We start from the raw sequence: 18,164 nt of genomic DNA on the forward strand, positions 1-18,164 counted from the left end.
TATCTCTTTTAAATTTTTTTAAAAAAATAAATGAAAATCCAGTAAATTGTTGAATAAAAAAAATTATGGAAGCTATCTTTTTAGCATCCCTAGAGCTTTATAAGATCATTGTTGAGGAACAGTTTATAAATAAATTTTCTCAAAACAGTATTTATACTTTATTAAAATACCTGTCAAGAATGATTACAAGTTGTACTCCTATTGAAATATCTGTCGGAGTTAGTTTAGGCATATTTTCAAATGATAAGAATCGAATCATGCTAAATAGGTTGAAGCTATTTAAAAATCATGTTTAATTGAACATGAACGAACAATTTACAATTATTTAGGAAATAAATAAACAGCCTCTAAATATGATCTTTTTACATCCATAAGCGAATATTCTTATAAAGAGACGTTAAAATATTTTGAATATGTTTACAAAGATGGTATTAGAAATCATTCTTAGTGTTAATATAATCGTGCAATAGTTTTGAAAATTCTATAAAATAAAAAAGCAACTAACCTTTATTCAGTTAATTGCTTTTAATTTTTGTACGGATGAAGGGAATCGAACCCCCACGCCTCACGGCACTAGATCCTAAGTCTAGCGTGTCTACCAGTTCCACCACATCCGCTTACTGGTTTTGGACTGCAAATATACATTTATTTTATAAAACGGAAAATAATATTTTAATTATTTTTTGAGATTTTGATTAATACATTGATTCAATATAATTTAAAAATCAAACTATTTTAGTAAGGACTATTCATTTAAATATACTAATAATGAATGAGAATAAATTTCAATAGAGTAAGATAATGCGTTGTAAAACAAATCTTATAGGAATAAGGAATGTATAAAAAGTAAATTTAACCCGAAATAAGGTGAGCAAAGGTTCTTATAAACAGTTTAATCACTATAAAACAGTTATTTTGTGTTATTTATAATGATTCCAGATTGTTAAATATAGATTAAAAACAGTTACTTAAACTTTTCAAGTAAAATTCATTATTGTATATTTGCAACCTAACATTAAAATAAAAATGACTAAAAACGGTGTAAGCCCTGATAAAGAGATAGTTTTTAGCAGCGAATCCTTAAATAAAGTACATGAAATAATTGCAAGATATCCGGAAGGTAAGCAAAAATCTGCTTTAATTCCTGTGTTGCATTTGGCTCAAAAAGAATTTGGAGGATGGCTAGATGTCCCTGTTATGGATTATGTGGCTTCTTTATTAAATATTTCACCAATAGAAGTATATGAAGTAGCTACTTTTTATACAATGTTTAATATGCAGCCTGTCGGAAAATATGTGTTGGAAGTATGTAGAACCGGTCCATGCATGTTAAATGGAAGCGATCAAATCATAGAACATATTAAAGAAAAATTGCAGATAAAAGAAGGAGAAACAACCGCAGATGGTATGTTTACTCTAAAACCGGCAGAATGCTTAGGCGCTTGCGGGTATGCCCCTATGATGCAAATTGGTAAATTTTATCATGAACATCTGACAAAAGAAAAAGTAGATGAAATCATTGACCTTTGCAGGGCGGGAAATATTGCAATTGATTAAACAATAAGTTAGAAGCATATATTATAATATAATGAGTAAAAAATTATTGCTTAAAAATATTGATGTAGAAGGAATAAAAACTTTTGAAGTTTTTAGAAAGCATGGAGGCTACACTGCAGCGGAAAAAGCCCTTAAAATGACTCCTGATGAAATTTTGGAAGAAGTTAAGACCAGTGGACTTAGAGGGCGTGGAGGTGCCGGATTTCCTACGGGGTTGAAATGGAGCTTTTTGGCTAAGCCGGAAGGAGTGCCGCGCTATTTAGTGGTTAATGCAGATGAATCAGAGCCGGGAACTTTTAAAGACCGATATTTAATGGAATATATACCTCATCAATTAATAGAAGGTATACTTATTTCATCTTTTTGTTTAGGAGCCAACGTTTCCTATATATATATACGAGGAGAATATTCTTGGATTCCCGAGATCTTAGAACACGCAATACAAGAAGCAAAAGCCAATGGCTTTTTAGGTAAGAATATAAAAAATACAGGATATGATCTGGAAATTTATGTTCAACGCGGTGCAGGAGCTTATGTATGCGGAGAAGAAACCGCATTGTTGGAATCTTTAGAAGGAAAACGAGGTAATCCTAGATTGAAGCCACCTTTTCCGGCCGTTAAAGGGTTATACCAATGCCCTACCGTGGTTAATAACGTAGAAACCATTGCAACTGTACCGGCTATTATTTCCATAACCGGAGCAGAATATGCTAAAATGGGAGTAGGAAGATCTACGGGGACTAAATTAATTTCCGCTTGTGGAAACTTGAATAAACCGGGAGTATATGAAGTTGACTTCAATTTAAGTATAGAAGAATTTATTTTCAGCGAAGAATATTGCGGAGGAATACCTAAAGGTAAAAAATTGAAAGCCTGTATTCCGGGTGGATCATCAGTTCCTATTTTACCCGCTAAATTATTACTAAAGACAGCTAACGGCGAAACCCGTTTGATGAATTACGAAAGTATGGCAGATGGAGGGTTTATTACTGGAACAGCCTTAGGTTCAGGTGGATTTATAGTGTTAGATGAAGACCAGTGTATAGTAAGACATACGATGACTCTGGCGCGTTTTTATAATCATGAAAGTTGTGGACAATGTACACCTTGTCGCGAAGGGACCGGATGGATGTACAGAATACTAAAAAAAATAGAAGAAGGACGGGGAACATACGACGATATCGATTTGCTATGGAATATACAAAGTAAGATAGACGGTAATACGATATGTCCTTTAGGAGATGCAGCGTCCTGGCCGGTTGCAGCAGCTATTAGACATTTTAGAGATGAGTTCCAATGGCATATAAATAATCCAGAATGTTTAACAAAAAATTATGGTATAGCTGAATATGCAACTATTTAACAAAAGTAATTTATTGTTTTTATTAGCAATATTTACAATTGGTGCAGTAGATGCCCAAGAACAAGAAAAGAACAAAAGAAAAGCCCACAGAAAAGGTGAAGTATACGCCTACTGGGGTTGGAACCGAGCCTATTATGGAAGGTCATCCGTCCATTTCACAGGTAATGATTATAATTTTACCCTACATGGAGTAAAAGGCGATGATAAGCCGATTGGCTGGAATTTTCACGATTTTTTAGACCCAACCAGAGTAACGATACCTCAAGTAAATTATAGAATCGGTTATTTCTTCAAAGATAACTGGGCAGTTTCTTTAGGTATGGATCATATGAAATATGTAGTTAGACCGGGGCAATGGGTTAAATCAACAGGAACAATTAACACTCCCGGATATGAGGATGCAATCGTTGACGGAGAATACATTTATTTAACTGATGATTTTTTACATTTAGAACATACTGACGGTCTAAATTACTTGAATGCAGAAATAGAATATTATCACAATTTCATAAGCTCCGGCTTTTTTAAATTTAATAGTATAGCAGGAGGAGGTTTAGGATTGCTGATCCCAAAAACCAATGCAACTATAATGAATAATGAAAGACATGATAAATTTCATTTAGCAGGATGGGGGGTAGATGCAAAAGTGGGAGCAGAATTGCTGTTCTGGGATCTTTTTTTCCTTAGAACAGAATTAAAAGAAGGAGTTATATCCATGCCGGATATTAGAACAACATCCAATAGTTCAGATAAAGCTTCTCAAAATATTTTGTATCTCCAATGGAATTACACATTCGGATTCAGTTGGCATTTTTAATGCACCAAGATATATTAAAATCTAATGAACGAAGAACCAAATAAAATAAAAGTAACAATAGATGGAATTACTGTAGAAGTAAATCCAGGGATTCCAATTGTAGAAGCAGCACGACAAATAGGAGGAGCCTCTGTTCCGCCTACTATGTGCTATTATAGTAAATTGGAAGGAAGTGGGGGACGTTGCCGCACTTGTTTGGTGGAAGTGACTAAAGGATCAGAAAAAGATCCACGTCCTATGCCTAAGTTAGTACCGGCTTGTCGTACCAATGTAATGGATGGTATGGAAGTTAAAGTTATTACTTCTGAAAGAGTAATACAAGCCGTACAAGGAGTTACAGAATTTTTATTAATTAACCATCCTTTAGATTGTCCTATATGCGACCAGGCAGGAGAATGTAAACTTCAGGATTTGGCTTATGAGCATGGGTTGGATAAAACCCGTTCTGAATTCCCAAGAAGAACTTTTCAATCCGATGATTTAGGACCGTACATAAAATTAAACATGAACCGATGTATTCTTTGTGCAAGATGTGTATTAGTTGCCAATCAACTTACCGACCAAAGAAATCAAGGGATACTATTCAGAGGAGATCATGCGGAAATAAGTACATACATAAGCAAAGCTATTGAAAATGATTTTTCAGGAAACATGATCGATGTTTGTCCGGTAGGAGCTTTAACAGATAGAACCGCTCGATTTAAAAGTAGAGTTTGGTTTACAGAACCTGTAAATGCAACTTGTACTTGTGAAAAATGCAGCGGCAAAGCAGTATTATGGATGAAAGGAGATACCATTATACGGGTAACAGCGCGAAAAGATGCATACAATGAAGTAGAAGAATTTATATGCAATGATTGTCGATTTGAAAGAAAAGACCTGAATTATTGGAATATAGAAGGTCCTGCCCATATCAGCGATCATTCTGTAATTTCGGTAAATCATTACGAATTACCATTACCTAAAAATGATCCGCATTATAAAATCGAAAAATTTAAAGCTAAAACATTAGAATAATATATATAATATGTGGTTTACAGTAGTATTGGTAGTTATTTTATTTGCGTTGTGTTTAGGAGCTGCAGCTTATGAAACCTTAATGGAGCGAAAAGTAGCAGCCTTTTTACAAGATAGAATAGGACCCAATAGAGCAGGAATATTTGGTTTAATGCAACCTTTATGCGACGGAGGAAAACTTTTTTTCAAAGAAGATTTTGTTCCAAAAAATGCAGAAAAATGGTTGTTTATCATATCACCGGGAATATTAATGCTAATAGCATTAAGCACAGGAGCAGTGATTCCTTGGGGAAAATCTTTATTTATAGCAGGAGAATCTCATTTAGTTCAAGTAGCAAACATTGATGTAGGAGTTCTGTATATAATGGGTATTGTATCCATCGGAGTATACGGAATCATGCTGGGAGGTTGGGCTTCCAATAATAAGTATTCATTGTTAGGGGCTATAAGAGCTTCTTCACAAATGATCTCTTACGAGTTGGCTATGGGATTATCCCTTCTTTCAATCATTATGATGACAGGAACATTGGATTTAAGAGCCATGGTAGAGCAACAAGCTTCCAACTTATACGGATTATCATTTTTAAATGGTATGGCTTGGAATGTATTTTATCAACCCTTAGCATTCGTATTGTTCGTTACCTGTTCGTTTGCAGAACTAAACAGAGCCCCTTTTGATTTGGCAGAGTGTGAATCCGAGCTGATCGGAGGTTATCATACAGAATACGGATCCATGAAATTCGGTACATTCCTTTTTGCTGAATATATAAACATGTTTATTAGTTCAGCTTTAATAAGCACTCTATTTTTTGGAGGTTACAGCTTTCCGTTTATGAATGAATTGGCCAAAAACGGAACACTCGGAGAAAATGCAATAGGAATTATAAGTATAGTAGCATTTTTAATAAAAATAGTCTTTTGTATATTCTGTTTTATGTGGGTAAGATGGACATTACCTAGATTCAGATACGACCAATTAATGCGTTTAGGTTGGAGAGTCATGATACCTTTGTCCATTCTCAATTTATTAATAACTGCTACTATAGTAGTATTTGGCTAAAATAAAGAAAAAAGTAAAGAAAGAAATTAAATTTATGCAGAGGCTTACCAATAAATCTAAGATAATTTCAAATAAAGAAATGACCTTAAAAGAAAAGATATATCTTCCTGCAGTATTAGGAGGTATGAAAATCACTTTTAGTCATTTTTTCAAAAAACCGGTTACCACTTCATATCCAGAAAAGAAAAGAGAGTTTAGTCCTGTATATAGAGGCAGACATGTACTCAAAAGAGACGATGAAGGAAGAGAGCGTTGTACAGCTTGTGGATTATGTGCATTAGCCTGTCCGGCTGAAGCCATTACAATGGTTGCCGCTGAAAGAAAGCGAGGAGAAGAACACTTATATAGAGAGGAAAAATATGCTGAAAACTATGAAATAAACATGTTACGATGCATATTTTGCGGAATGTGTGAAGAAGCATGTCCTAAAGAAGCCATATTTCTTACTGACCGTTTAGTAATGCCGGAACATTTACGCAAAGAATTTATCTACAAGAAAGATAAGCTTGTAGAAAGCATGGACAATAGAATAGACGTTTCACAAAGGCAAATAAAAAAATATACGGTAGAAAAATAAAGAATATGGAAGCAATTTTGTTTTATTTAATATCTGCTAGTGCAATTGTGAGCGCATTATTTGTTGTATTCAGTAAAAACCCTATGTACAGCATCATTTCATTGATCATAACCTTTTTTTCCATATCAGGTTTATATATAATGTTAAATGCTCAATTTTTAAGTGTAGTTCAAATTATAGTTTACTCCGGAGCCATTATGGTTTTATTCCTATATGTGCTCATGATGTTGAATTTGAAAGAAAAAGACGAGCCATTAAAAGGAAGTGCTTTTCGAATTTTGGCAACCATATGCGGAGGATTAGTATTCATTGGATTTATTGGAGCATTAAGAGGATATCAACAAATAGATTTTCCTACGAATCCCGACAGTCAAATTGGATTAACTAAAAATTTAGGACACTTATTATTTAGTCAATACGTATTACCCTTCGAATTAGCTGGGATTCTATTTTTAGGTGCATTAGTTGGTGCAGTTATGATAGGAAAAAGAGATTTATAAAAAAATATTTATTTTCTTGAAACAAAAAAGAAATGGTTAACAGTTTATTACAAAGTATACCGGTAGATTATTTTATATACTTATCCGCATTACTATTTTGTATAGGAGTAACAGGAGTATTAGTAAGAAGAAATGCAATCATAATTTTAGGATGTGTGGAGCTGATGTTGAATTCAGTGAATCTATTGTTGGCAGCATTTTCTGCCTACAAAGGAGATGCAGACGGTCAAATATTAGTATTTTTTATTATGGTTGTGGCAGCAGCCGAAGTTGCAGTAGGATTAGCCATCATAACCATGATGTATAGAAATACACGATCTGTAGATGTTAGCTTATTTAATAGATTAAAAGGATAAGAAATGGAGAATATAATATATTTAATACCAATTTTACCACTTATAGGATTTATTATTTGTGGAATTTTTGGAAGTAAAATGCCTAAAACGGCAGTAGGAACAATTGCTAATCTTGCTGTTTGGATACCTTTTTTTCTATCCGTATATTTATTTTGCACGTTTACAGAACCCGTTAAAGCATCCCTGTTTAATTGGTTTGCAGTTGACGCTTTAAAAGTTAACTTTTCCTTTCAAATAGATCAATTATCCTTAGTGATGATGATGATTGTTACAGGAATCGGATCTTTAATTCATCTGTATTCCATTGGATATATGCATGAAGATAAAGGCTTTTATAAATTCTTTTCTTATTTAAATCTCTTTATATTTTCCATGCTCTTGTTAGTAATGGGAAGTAATTTCTTAATACTATTTATAGGATGGGAAGGAGTAGGATTTTGTTCCTATTTACTTATTGGCTTCTGGTATACCAATAAAGAATATGGATATGCTGCCAGAAAAGCATTTGTAATGAATAGAATAGGAGACTTAGGGCTCTTAATAGGAATATTCATGTTATTTTATTACTTTGGAAGTGTAGAATACTCCGACATAGCAGCTAAAGCCCATTTATTTAAATTAAATGACCCTATATTAATTACAGCTACTGTATTTCTATTCATAGGAGCTATGGGTAAATCTGCTCAAATACCACTTTATACATGGTTACCTGATGCGATGGCAGGGCCTACACCGGTTTCTGCATTAATTCACGCCGCTACCATGGTAACAGCAGGTATTTATATGATTATCAGATCCAATGCCATTTATAGTTTAGTGCCGATTACTCTGGACTTTATCATGTATATTGGTTTAGCTACTTCTATACTCGCAGCATTCATCGGATTAAGACAGAACGATATAAAGAAAGTGTTGGCTTATTCAACAGTTTCACAACTGGGACTAATGTTTACCGCTTTAGGAGCAGAAGCTTACACTACTGCTTTATTCCATGTAATCACTCACGCATTCTTTAAAGCTTTATTATTTTTAGGTGCGGGTAGTGTTATTCATGCGATGAGTGGAGAACAAGATATGAGATACATGGGAGGATTAAGAAAAAAAATCCCGGTAACTTATTGGACATTCCTAATTGGAACATTAGCTATTTGCGGAATACCACCTTTAGCAGGGATGTTTTCTAAAGACGAAATTTTAGTAGCACTTTGGACTAAAAACAAAATTATTTGGGGACTTACCTTGTTCTCAGCTGCTTTAACCTGTATATATATGTTTCGCTTACTATTCCTTACATTCTTTGGAGATTTCAAAGGTACTGAGGAGCAAAAGAAACATTTGCATGAAAGTCCGGCTATAATGACCATACCTTTATTGGTTTTAGCTTTATTAACCGTTGTAGGCGGAGGAATAAACTTACCTCATTATTTAGGAGAAGGAATTTCTCAAAAATTGTCGCATTGGTTGCATCCTATTTATGTAGGTTTACCTATACATCAAGAACCTTCTTTAGGTACTGAAATGATGTTACTAGGAATAACTTTAGCTGTAATAGCTGTTGTAGCCCTTGTTACCTACAACAAATATGTTACCCGAAAAGTACAGGCAACTATTGTAGAAAATATGACCGGATGGGAAAAATTTTCAGCACATGCTGCTTATATCAATGAATTTTATAATGAAGTTATTGTTAATCCGGTTTTAAACTTAGGAAAATTTCTGAAAAATATAGTTGATAAATATATAGTAAACGGAATAGTAGAAGGAACAGCAAAAACAGTTAAGGGATGCGGAAGTGTCCTTAGACTAATACAAAACGGAAATGTAGAATTTTATGTATTTGCAATGTCCTTGGGAATATTCATATTATTATTAGTTGCAGAATTTTTAAGTCATTAATTAAAATACAAAAAGTAAAAAGATATAATGTTAACTTTAGCAGTACTACTTTTACCAATCATAGGATCAGGCTTATTATTTGCCTTAAAAGGGAATATTTCAAAATATATAGCATTTATAATTGCAATATCCGAATTGGTATTAACCGCTATTATATGGTGTAATTTCAAAGCAGATTCAGGAATTCAGTTTGAATTTGGAAAAGAGTTGTATTTTTCACCGATTAAATCTACGTTACATTTCGGAGTTGACGGATTAACTGTCCTAATGCTTCTATTAACCAATGTATTAACGCCAATTATACTTTATTCATCATGGAACGATGAACGCCCTTCCGGCTTTTATGCATTAATTTTATTAATGCAATTTGGATTAGTGGGTATTTTCTCTTCCTTAGATGGTTTAATGTTTTATGTATTTTGGGAAGTAACTTTAATTCCTATTTGGTTTATATGCGGAATTTTTGGAACAGGTGAAAACAGATTGAAAATAAACTATAAATTTTTTATTTATACTTTTTTTGGATCTTTATTTATGCTTGTTGCACTAATATATGTTTACTTGCAAGCGGGATCATTTGACTTAAATGCCTTATATGCAGTTAAAATTCCTGCACAAGCTCAAACATTCATTTTTTGGATGTTTTTCTTAGCATTTGCAATCAAATTACCCATATTTCCTTTCCACACTTGGCAAGCAGATACCTATACAATGGCTCCTACCCAAGGCTCCATGCTATTATCCGGTATCATGCTTAAAATGGGAGTATTTGGAATCATAAGATATTTATTACCTCTTTCACCTGAACCGGTAGGAGGAACTTCCGGTTCCATAGCCTTAATTTTATCAATTATTGGAATTGTATATGCATCTTTAATCGCTATCGTTCAAAAAGATATTAAGCGACTAATTGCTTTCTCTTCAATGGCACACGTGGGACTTATTGCTGCAGGTATATTTGCAAGTGCAATCGTATCCATGCATTGTGGTATTGATAGTACCGGTATTGAAGGAGCCTCAATTCAAATGTTGGCACACGGAGTTAATGTGGTCGGTTTATTTTATGTAGCGGATGTATTAATTAAAAAATTCGGCACCAGAGATTTAAGTAAAATGGGAGGATTAGCATCTAAAGCTCCATTTTTAGCTGTTTTATTTATGATAATCTCTGTTGGAACTATGGCTGTTCCGTTAACCAATGCATTTATAGGTGAATTCCTTTTATTGAAAAGTATTTTTACATTAAGCATTTGGGGAGCAATTATAGCCGGATTAACCTTAATCTTATGTGCCGTTTATATTACCAAAATGTACGGAATGTCAATGTTTGGTAAAGGAAATCAAGAATTTTTAGAAGGTCAGAAAGATATTAATTTACAAACTAAATTAGGATTGATCGTAATAGCGGCTTTAATTATAGTTTGTGGAATTTATCCTCAACCCCTATTATCATTATCTTCAGAAACGGCTCAACACATAGTATCTCTTTTAGTTAAATAAGTTACTTGATCAATAAGTAGCAATTTTTCTAATAGTTGTAATTTTCGGGTTAGTTTAAAAAATTTAACATTTTGAAATTTGGCAGATATTGATGATATAAATTCATTTCTATTGATAATTTTACTATGAAAATGAGTGATAAATGTGAAAAATTTGGAAAAAGACTATTCCAAGAAATAAATCATTTATTATTCATATCAATTGTTGTTGAAATTTATCTTCCTTTTATTATTTACAAAATTATTTAGCTAATTAAAGCATAAAATGTTTTTTTATTTCCAATTTCTAATCTAAAATTAGAGATTAAGAAACTATCATCTTTAAGAAAAGGAAGAAAATAATTCAAAAATTGTAAATAATAATTTTAAAGTTGTTTACTTTTTATATTTCTCCAGAAGTTTTAAATTTACAAAATGTCAGATTTATTAGATCCGGATAAGAATAAATATTCAAAAGAAGATATCGCTCAAGAAGAGCAGGTGCGTCCTAAAAGTTTTTACGAATTTGTAGGTCAATCTCATATTATGGATAATCTGGAGATTTTTGTAAAGGCTGCCAAATTAAGACGCGAATCTTTGGATCATGTATTACTACACGGTCCTCCGGGGCTAGGTAAAACTACTTTAGCTAATATCATTGCAAATGAATTAAATGTTGGAATAAAAATCACTTCAGGGCCTGTATTAGATAAGCCCGGTGATCTGGCAGGTTTATTGACCGGATTGGAAGAAAATGATGTACTGTTCATTGATGAAATCCATAGGCTTTCTCCCATAGTTGAAGAATACTTGTATTCAGCCATGGAAGATTATAAAATAGACATAATGATTGAAAGCGGGCCCAATGCTCGATCAGTTCAAATCAATTTAAATCCTTTTACCTTAATTGGAGCAACGACCCGCTCGGGATTGTTAACAGCTCCGCTTAGGGCGCGTTTTGGAATTAACTTTAGATTTGAATACTATCACACAGAATTATTAAGCAGTATTGTGGAAAGAAGTTCGCGCATAATGAATATGCCGATAGATACGAAGGCTGCTATAGAAATAGCTTCCCGTAGCAGAGGAACTCCGCGTATTGCCAATGCGTTGCTACGAAGAATCAGAGATTTTGCGCAAATTAAAGGTAATGGAAAGATAGATCTTACCATTTCTGAAATTGGTTTAGAAGCGTTAAAAGTAGACAAACACGGTCTAGATGAAATGGATAACAAGATTTTAAGTACCATTATTGATAAATTTAAAGGAGGACCGGTAGGATTAACAACTATAGCAACAGCAGTAGGAGAAAATCCGGGAACTTTAGAAGAAGTATATGAACCTTTTTTAATTCAAGAAGGCTATCTTATGCGTACACCCAGAGGTAGAGAAGCAACTGAAAAAGCCTATAAACATTTAGGCAAAATAAAAATGCCGGGTAATCAATCTGAACTATTTTAATATGAAATCCTATATCTATTTATTTATAGCTATATGCTTAGAGACGGCGGGGACCTCTTTACTTCCGATGACTAAAGAATTTACTAAATGGAAACCAACAGTCCTTTTTTTTGCTCTCTTTTTTGCAGCTTTATATAGCCTGACTAAAGCCATTAGAGTCATACCAATCGGGATAGCCTATGCTATTTGGTCAGGAATAGGAATTGTATTAATAAGTCTTTCAGGCTATTTTTTATACAAACAAAAATTAGATATTCCGGCTATTATTGGAATCGTATTTATCATCATAGGCGTACTTATTATAAACCTATTTTCCAAAACAGCAGGACATTAACTTCAAATAAATAAACAAATGATACTTATTGAAAACGCTACAATTATAAATGAAGGACAATCGTTTATAGGATCGGTTTTACTGGAAAAAGATATCATTTCCGAAATATACAGAGGCGAGGTTCCTGCGGAAATTAGCGCTCAATCAACCAAAATAAATGCAGAAGGTTTATGGCTGATTCCCGGAGTTATCGACGATCAAGTACATTTCAGAGAACCGGGATTAACCCATAAAGGAGATATTCATAGTGAAAGCCGTGCTGCTCTAGCCGGTGGAGTAACTTCATATATGGAAATGCCTAATACCAATCCACAGACCACAACAATTGAAGCCTTGGAAAATAAGTTTGCCCTTGCTTCACAAAAATCGTATGCGAACTATTCATTTTACCTGGGAGCGACCAATGATAATAGAGAAGAATTAATGAAAGTTAATCCCAAGAAGGTTTGCGGAATAAAAATATTTATGGGTTCATCCACAGGAAATATGCTGGTTGACAATAAAAAAGCCCTGGAGACTATTTTTTCTGAGGTTAATATGCTGATTGCAGTTCATTGCGAAAAAGAAGAAATTATAAAGAAAAATATCGAAAAATATAAAGCTATTTATGGCGAATATATACCCATACCCTGTCATCCTTTAATTAGAAGCGTAGAAGCTTGCTATCAATCCTCATTCGAGGCAATTGAATTAGCCCATAAATATGGAACACGTCTTCATGTTTTACATATATCCACAGAAAAAGAATTGAGTTTATTTGAAAATAAACCATTAGAAGAAAAGAAAGTTACCGGAGAAGCTTGCGTACACCATTTGTGGTTTACCGATGAAGATTATGAAAAATTAGGATCCAAAATAAAATGGAATCCAGCAGTAAAAACAAAAAAAGACCGAGATTCTATACTTAAAGCAGTTGTAGAAGATCGGTTAGACGTTGTTGCAACTGATCACGCTCCGCACTTATTGAGTGAAAAAGAAGGCGGATGCTTGCAAGCTGCCTCAGGAGGTCCTTTAGTACAACATTCTTTAGTAATGATGATAGAATTATTTAAACAAGGGAAAATTACCAAAGAAAAAGTTATTACTAAAATGTGTCATGCCCCGGCCCAACTGTATCAGATTAAAAAAAGAGGCTATATACGTAAAGGATATTATGCAGATTTAGTTTTGATTAATCCTGAAAAGCCATATACAGTATCACAAGAGAACATTCTTTACAAATGTCGATGGTCACCGTTAGAAAATATAACTTTTAGTTCATCCGTTGAAAAAACTTTTTTGAACGGAAAATTGGCTTACAGTGAAGGAGAAGTAAAAGAAGTAAGAGGAATGGCATTAGAATTTGAAAGATAAAATTGTATAAAAAATTAAGTCAAGAATTAAAGTCTGGGAAATATTTGCATGAGTAAGCAGAAAATACATAAAACGAATGCGGCGAGATTACTAGATTTACACAAAATTACATATGATCTTATTCCCTATGAAGTAGATGAAAATGATTTAAGCGCCATACATGTAGCAGAGATTTTAGGGGAAAATATAAATCAGGTTTTTAAAACCTTGGTATTAGAAGGGGATAAAAATGGTTATTTTGTTTGTGTAATTCCCGGAAATGAAGAAATTAATTTAAAGCTTATGGCATTATTATCCGGTAATAAAAAATGCGACTTGATTCCGATGAAAAATCTAATAGGATTAACGGGCTATATCAGAGGAGCATGCTCACCCATAGGCATGAAAAAATTATTTCCAACCTATATAGAAGAATCCTGCTTGAATTTCGATTCCATTTACATTAGTGCCGGACAAAGAGGATTACAAATTCAATTAAAAGCACAAGATTTAATTAAACTCCTTCAAGCAAAAATTTTTAAAAACAATTGAATAAAATCAATAAATATTTTTTGTGTTCATAAAAACAAAAAAGGTTTTAATATTAAGATAACAATTTCGTAAAGAGATAATTACAATCCAAGAATAAATAAAAAATTATTTTCGATATATTTAAAAAACGCAATAATTTCATTTATAAAACTTTCGTAAATTTGTATCCTAAAAATTTTAGAAGAATGATAAAAATTACTCTTCCTGATGGAAGTGTGAAAGAATTTGAAAATTCCGTAACACCGTTGGACATTGCCAAATCCATATCTGAAGGTTTGGCTAGAAATACAATTTCTGCAATAGTAAATGGTAAACAAGTTGAAATTACTGATCCTATTACGGAGGATGCAACGGTACAATTATTAACATGGAATGATGATTTAGGTAAGAAAGCGTTTTGGCATTCTTCTGCCCACTTATTGGCACAGGCGATTATGGAGTATTATCCAAATGCCAAATTAACTATTGGTCCGGCCATTGAAAACGGATTTTATTACGATGTTGATTTTGGAGATGAAGTTTTTTCAGAAAAAGATTTTGAAAAAATTGAAAAGAAAATGTTGGAAAATGCCAAAAAAGACTCCACATTCGCAATCCGTTCTGTTTCCAAAAATGAAGCATTAGAAGCCTATAAAGATAATCCGTTTAAAACTGAATTAATTGAAAATTTAGAAGATGGATCGATCACATTTGTAACACACGATAATTTTACTGATTTATGTAGAGGTGGACATATTCCTTCTACCGGAATAATTAAAGCCGTAAAAGTATTAAATGCAGCAGGTGCTTATTGGAGAGGCGATGAGAAAAATAAACAGTTGGTTCGTGTCTATGGAATTTCTTTTCCAAAACAAAAAGAATTAACAGAATACTTAGAAAGAATAGAAGAAGCAAAAAAGCGTGATCATAGAAAATTAGGAAAAGAGCTACAATTATTTACTTTTTCCGAAAAAGTAGGAGCAGGATTACCTTTATGGTTACCAAAAGGAGCAAAACTAAGACAAAAACTTATTGACTTTTTAGGAGCGGCACAGCGAAAAGCAGGATATGAAATTGTAGCAACCCCTCATATTGGGCATAAAGATTTGTATGTTACCAGCGGACATTATGAAAAATACGGAGCAGATAGCTTCCAACCTATAAAAACACCTAATGCGGGTGAAGAATTTTTATTAAAACCGATGAATTGTCCACACCACTGTGAAATTTATCGATCTTCCCCTTGGTCGTATAAAGATTTACCGAAACGATTCGCAGAATTTGGAACCGTTTATAGGTATGAGCAAAGTGGAGAGTTGCATGGACTTACCCGAGTAAGAGGATTCACTCAGGATGACGCCCATATCTTTTGTACTCCGGATCAATTGATCGGGGAATTTGAAAATGTAATAGATCTCGTATTATATACATTTAAATCCTTAGGATTTAACGAATTTATTGCCCAAGTTTCATTGCGAGATAAAGAAAATAAAGAAAAATACATTGGAAGTGATGAAAATTGGGAGAAAGCTGAAAATGCGATTAAACAAGCAGCTGAAAAGAAAGGATTGCCGACAGTTGTTGAATATGGCGAAGCAGCTTTTTACGGACCAAAGCTCGATTTTATGGTTAAAGATGCCTTAGGTAGAAATTGGCAATTAGGTACTATTCAAGTAGACTATAATTTGCCTGAAAGGTTTGATCTTTATTACATAGGAGCAGATAATGAGAAACATCGTCCTGTAATGATACATAGAGCGCCTTTCGGTTCTTTGGAACGCTTTGTGGCCATTCTGTTAGAACACACTGCCGGAGATTTACCTTTATGGTTAAGTCCTGAACCATTTATTATACTTCCTATTAGTGAAAAGTATGTAGATTATGCAAAAAAAGTTTTGGATTTAATGGAAAATTCGGATATTTGCGGACGAATAGACGATCGTAACGAAAAGACAGGTAAAAAGATACGAGATGCAGAGATCAATAAAATTCCTTACATGTTTGTAGTAGGAGAGAAGGAAGCTTCCTCCGATACTGTGTCGATTCGTAAACGTGGAGAAGGAGATTTAGGTACTTTTTCTTTAGAAGAAGTAGTAACGATGATGAAAAAAGCAACAAATAATCAATAAAATTTAAATACCATAGCACTTAACAGAAATAATTCAAGAGGGAAGTATATCCCAAAGAAGCAAGAGCCAGAACACAAAATTAACGGAAAAATTGATGTTCCGGAAGTTCGTTTAGTAGGAGATAATGTTACTCAAGGAATCTATCCTATAAAAGAAGCATTAGCTATTGCCGAAGATTTAGAGTTGGATTTGGTAATGATCACAGAAAGTGCAAATCCACCTGTTTGTAGAGTTGTTGATTATAAAAAATTCCTGTACGAACAGAAAAAGAAGCAAAAAGAACTTAAATCTAAGCAAACCAAAGTAGTGGTTAAAGAAATTCGTTTTGGACCACAAACCGACGAACATGATTTCGAATTTAAAAAGAAACATGCTCAAAAATTTTTGGAAGAAGGTTCTAAACTAAAAGCTTACGTTTTCTTTAAAGGGCGTTCCATTGTTTTTAAAGACCAAGGACAAATTTTATTATTAAGATTAGCGCAAGAATTAGAAGAATGGGGTAAAGTAGAGCAAATGCCAAAGCTCGAAGGGAAAAGAATGATTATGATGATGTCTCCCAAAAAATAAGATAAAAATAAATAGCTACAAAAATAGCTATTTATTCTTTTATAGTAAGTATACATAAAAAGAGCTCTTTATTTTTTATTCTGATCTTATCTTGATAGTAACTAAATTTGTATTACTTATCAATTGAGTAAGATAAAACATCAATTTTAAATTTAAAATTGATACCTATAGACTTATATAATTTTTTACAATTATTAGTTAGTTAACTTGGATGTTATTTTTTCCATGTTCAAAGAATACGTAATTTATTTTCATAATTTTTTTAGATATGGTTATTTTACTCATAAATAAATGTAATTAAACCATTGATAAAGAAATTCATTGGTTTTATTAATATATTATATTGTATTTTTTTAATGATATAAATTTATCATTTGGGAATTTTAAAAATAAAATATCAGAATAGAAAAGGAAAGTCTAAACAAAAAATTTTGCTAAAGTCTAAATGATTTGTTTATTTTTTGAAAAATATCTAATTTTGTATCATTGATAACGAGGTAAATAAATAAGAAAATGCCAAAATTAAAAACAAAATCAGGTGCTAAAAAGCGTTTTTCAATTACCGGATCAGGTAAAATTAAAAGAAAACATGCATTTAAAAGTCACATTTTAACTAAAAAAAGCACAAAACGTAAACGTAATCTGACGTATTCTACTTTAGTAGATATCGCAGACGAAAAAAGCGTTAAAAGACAATTATTAATTAAGTAAGAGAGAATATCTTTTTAAAGATATTCCGGTTTTTTAAAAATCATTTAAGAGTTTAACCCTGGATTGGGTAAAAGAAGAGAAGATAAAAAATACTTCCACCCACTTCAAAAAAACAAAAAAGTATGCCAAGATCAGTCAATTCAGTAGCGTCAAGAGCGCGCAGAAAAAGAGTCCTAAAATTAGCTAAAGGCTATTACGGGAGAAGAAAAAATGTTTGGACAGTAGCGAAAAATGCTGTTGAAAAAGGTTTGCAATATGCCTATGTAGGTAGAAAGCAAAAGAAAAGAAATTTCAGAGCTTTATGGATACAGAGAATTAACGCAGGTGTCAGACAATACGGTCTTTCTTATTCTAAATTTATAGGTTTACTAAAAGAAAAAAATATAGATTTAAATAGAAAGGTTCTTGCAGATTTAGCTATGAACCATCCAGAAGCTTTCAAAGCGGTTGTGGATACTGTAAAAAAATAAATTTAATA

At 32.9% G+C, this 18,164-nt stretch carries 19 protein-coding genes and 1 tRNA gene; 19 read left to right on the top strand and 1 reads right to left on the bottom strand.

Annotated features, from left to right (window positions below):
* Positions 1 to 65: 65 nt before the first annotated feature.
* The gene (locus G8C41_RS00345; protein ID WP_166005768.1) at positions 66 to 296 is read left to right on the top strand and encodes a hypothetical protein; all 231 of its coding nucleotides are present in this window, start codon (positions 66 to 68) and stop codon (positions 294 to 296) included.
* 239 nt (positions 297 to 535) lie between these two features.
* On the opposite strand, the gene G8C41_RS00350 is transcribed toward G8C41_RS00345, so the two are convergent.
* A tRNA-Leu gene (locus G8C41_RS00350) sits at positions 536 to 617 on the bottom strand.
* Positions 618 to 1,026: 409 nt separating this feature from the next.
* Here G8C41_RS00350 and nuoE point away from each other — a divergent pair.
* From nuoE to rplT, 18 genes are all read left to right on the top strand, one after another.
* Positions 1,027 to 1,557 carry an NADH-quinone oxidoreductase subunit NuoE gene (gene nuoE / locus G8C41_RS00355; protein WP_105296755.1) on the top strand — a complete coding sequence of 177 codons (531 nt, stop codon included), beginning with the start codon at positions 1,027 to 1,029 and terminating at the stop codon, positions 1,555 to 1,557.
* Between the two features lie 31 nt (positions 1,558 to 1,588).
* Entirely contained in the window at positions 1,589 to 2,920 is a 1,332-nt protein-coding gene (gene nuoF, locus G8C41_RS00360; RefSeq protein WP_160556953.1) for an NADH-quinone oxidoreductase subunit NuoF, read from the top strand.
* A gap of 13 nt (positions 2,921 to 2,933) precedes the next feature.
* Complete coding sequence (locus G8C41_RS00365; protein ID WP_166005769.1) at positions 2,934 to 3,737, top strand: hypothetical protein; 804 nt, start codon at positions 2,934 to 2,936, stop codon at positions 3,735 to 3,737.
* A 24-nt stretch (positions 3,738 to 3,761) separates the two neighbouring features.
* Positions 3,762 to 4,754, top strand: a complete 993-nt coding sequence (locus G8C41_RS00370; protein ID WP_160564608.1) for a 2Fe-2S iron-sulfur cluster-binding protein — start codon at positions 3,762 to 3,764, stop codon at positions 4,752 to 4,754.
* 10 nt (positions 4,755 to 4,764) lie between these two features.
* Positions 4,765 to 5,814 carry an NADH-quinone oxidoreductase subunit NuoH gene (gene nuoH / locus G8C41_RS00375; protein ID WP_160541730.1) on the top strand — a complete coding sequence of 350 codons (1,050 nt, stop codon included), beginning with the start codon at positions 4,765 to 4,767 and terminating at the stop codon, positions 5,812 to 5,814.
* Between the two features lie 79 nt (positions 5,815 to 5,893).
* Positions 5,894 to 6,391, top strand: a complete 498-nt coding sequence (locus G8C41_RS00380) for a NuoI/complex I 23 kDa subunit family protein (RefSeq protein ID WP_105296887.1) — start codon at positions 5,894 to 5,896, stop codon at positions 6,389 to 6,391.
* 5 nt (positions 6,392 to 6,396) lie between these two features.
* Positions 6,397 to 6,891, top strand: coding sequence for an NADH-quinone oxidoreductase subunit J (locus tag G8C41_RS00385; RefSeq protein WP_105296750.1), 495 nt, complete (start codon positions 6,397 to 6,399; stop codon positions 6,889 to 6,891).
* A gap of 32 nt (positions 6,892 to 6,923) precedes the next feature.
* Complete coding sequence (gene nuoK, locus G8C41_RS00390) at positions 6,924 to 7,247, top strand: NADH-quinone oxidoreductase subunit NuoK (protein ID WP_105296749.1); 324 nt, start codon at positions 6,924 to 6,926, stop codon at positions 7,245 to 7,247.
* A gap of 3 nt (positions 7,248 to 7,250) precedes the next feature.
* Positions 7,251 to 9,143, top strand: a complete 1,893-nt coding sequence (gene nuoL / locus G8C41_RS00395) for an NADH-quinone oxidoreductase subunit L (RefSeq protein WP_166005770.1) — start codon at positions 7,251 to 7,253, stop codon at positions 9,141 to 9,143.
* 27 nt (positions 9,144 to 9,170) lie between these two features.
* A complete protein-coding gene (locus tag G8C41_RS00400; protein ID WP_166005771.1) occupies positions 9,171 to 10,643 on the top strand; it encodes a NuoM family protein in 1,473 nt (490 codons plus the stop codon).
* Between the two features lie 413 nt (positions 10,644 to 11,056).
* Positions 11,057 to 12,082 (top strand): Holliday junction branch migration DNA helicase RuvB, encoded by a 1,026-nt coding sequence (gene ruvB, locus G8C41_RS00405; protein WP_166005772.1) that lies wholly within the window; start codon positions 11,057 to 11,059, stop codon positions 12,080 to 12,082.
* Position 12,083: 1 nt separating this feature from the next.
* The gene (locus G8C41_RS00410; protein ID WP_105296745.1) at positions 12,084 to 12,416 is read left to right on the top strand and encodes a DMT family transporter; all 333 of its coding nucleotides are present in this window, start codon (positions 12,084 to 12,086) and stop codon (positions 12,414 to 12,416) included.
* A gap of 18 nt (positions 12,417 to 12,434) precedes the next feature.
* The gene (locus G8C41_RS00415) at positions 12,435 to 13,769 is read left to right on the top strand and encodes a dihydroorotase (protein WP_166005773.1); all 1,335 of its coding nucleotides are present in this window, start codon (positions 12,435 to 12,437) and stop codon (positions 13,767 to 13,769) included.
* A gap of 48 nt (positions 13,770 to 13,817) precedes the next feature.
* Positions 13,818 to 14,300: a Cys-tRNA(Pro) deacylase gene (gene ybaK / locus G8C41_RS00420; protein WP_166005774.1), complete on the top strand. Its 483-nt coding sequence runs from the start codon at positions 13,818 to 13,820 to the stop codon at positions 14,298 to 14,300.
* A 185-nt stretch (positions 14,301 to 14,485) separates the two neighbouring features.
* Complete coding sequence (gene thrS / locus G8C41_RS00425) at positions 14,486 to 16,408, top strand: threonine--tRNA ligase (protein ID WP_166005775.1); 1,923 nt, start codon at positions 14,486 to 14,488, stop codon at positions 16,406 to 16,408.
* Between the two features lie 48 nt (positions 16,409 to 16,456).
* Positions 16,457 to 16,975: a translation initiation factor IF-3 gene (infC, locus tag G8C41_RS00430; RefSeq protein ID WP_255410571.1), complete on the top strand. Its 519-nt coding sequence runs from the start codon at positions 16,457 to 16,459 to the stop codon at positions 16,973 to 16,975.
* 513 nt (positions 16,976 to 17,488) lie between these two features.
* Entirely contained in the window at positions 17,489 to 17,686 is a 198-nt protein-coding gene (rpmI, locus tag G8C41_RS00435) for a 50S ribosomal protein L35 (RefSeq protein WP_105296740.1), read from the top strand.
* Positions 17,687 to 17,808: 122 nt separating this feature from the next.
* Positions 17,809 to 18,156 (top strand): 50S ribosomal protein L20, encoded by a 348-nt coding sequence (gene rplT, locus G8C41_RS00440; protein ID WP_105296739.1) that lies wholly within the window; start codon positions 17,809 to 17,811, stop codon positions 18,154 to 18,156.
* Positions 18,157 to 18,164 lie beyond the last annotated feature (8 nt).

It is taken from the genome of Apibacter sp. B3706 (genome assembly GCF_011082725.1).
Classification (GTDB): Bacteria; Bacteroidota; Bacteroidia; order Flavobacteriales; family Weeksellaceae; genus Apibacter.

Excerpts from the sequence above, each read along its gene's own strand:
- G8C41_RS00345 (WP_166005768.1), top strand. The coding sequence starts at position 66 with ATGGAAGCTATCTTTTTAGCATCCCTAGAGCTTTATAAGATCATTGTT.
- nuoE (WP_105296755.1), top strand. The coding sequence starts at position 1,027 with ATGACTAAAAACGGTGTAAGCCCTGATAAAGAGATAGTTTTTAGCAGC.
- nuoF (WP_160556953.1), top strand. The coding sequence starts at position 1,589 with ATGAGTAAAAAATTATTGCTTAAAAATATTGATGTAGAAGGAATAAAA.
- G8C41_RS00370 (WP_160564608.1), top strand. The coding sequence starts at position 3,762 with ATGAACGAAGAACCAAATAAAATAAAAGTAACAATAGATGGAATTACT.
- nuoH (WP_160541730.1), top strand. The coding sequence starts at position 4,765 with ATGTGGTTTACAGTAGTATTGGTAGTTATTTTATTTGCGTTGTGTTTA.
- G8C41_RS00380 (WP_105296887.1), top strand. The coding sequence starts at position 5,894 with ATGACCTTAAAAGAAAAGATATATCTTCCTGCAGTATTAGGAGGTATG.
- G8C41_RS00385 (WP_105296750.1), top strand. The coding sequence starts at position 6,397 with ATGGAAGCAATTTTGTTTTATTTAATATCTGCTAGTGCAATTGTGAGC.
- nuoK (WP_105296749.1), top strand. The coding sequence starts at position 6,924 with ATGGTTAACAGTTTATTACAAAGTATACCGGTAGATTATTTTATATAC.
- nuoL (WP_166005770.1), top strand. The coding sequence starts at position 7,251 with ATGGAGAATATAATATATTTAATACCAATTTTACCACTTATAGGATTT.
- G8C41_RS00400 (WP_166005771.1), top strand. The coding sequence starts at position 9,171 with ATGTTAACTTTAGCAGTACTACTTTTACCAATCATAGGATCAGGCTTA.
- ruvB (WP_166005772.1), top strand. The coding sequence starts at position 11,057 with ATGTCAGATTTATTAGATCCGGATAAGAATAAATATTCAAAAGAAGAT.
- G8C41_RS00410 (WP_105296745.1), top strand. The coding sequence starts at position 12,084 with ATGAAATCCTATATCTATTTATTTATAGCTATATGCTTAGAGACGGCG.
- G8C41_RS00415 (WP_166005773.1), top strand. The coding sequence starts at position 12,435 with ATGATACTTATTGAAAACGCTACAATTATAAATGAAGGACAATCGTTT.
- ybaK (WP_166005774.1), top strand. The coding sequence starts at position 13,818 with ATGAGTAAGCAGAAAATACATAAAACGAATGCGGCGAGATTACTAGAT.
- thrS (WP_166005775.1), top strand. The coding sequence starts at position 14,486 with ATGATAAAAATTACTCTTCCTGATGGAAGTGTGAAAGAATTTGAAAAT.
- rpmI (WP_105296740.1), top strand. The coding sequence starts at position 17,489 with ATGCCAAAATTAAAAACAAAATCAGGTGCTAAAAAGCGTTTTTCAATT.
- rplT (WP_105296739.1), top strand. The coding sequence starts at position 17,809 with ATGCCAAGATCAGTCAATTCAGTAGCGTCAAGAGCGCGCAGAAAAAGA.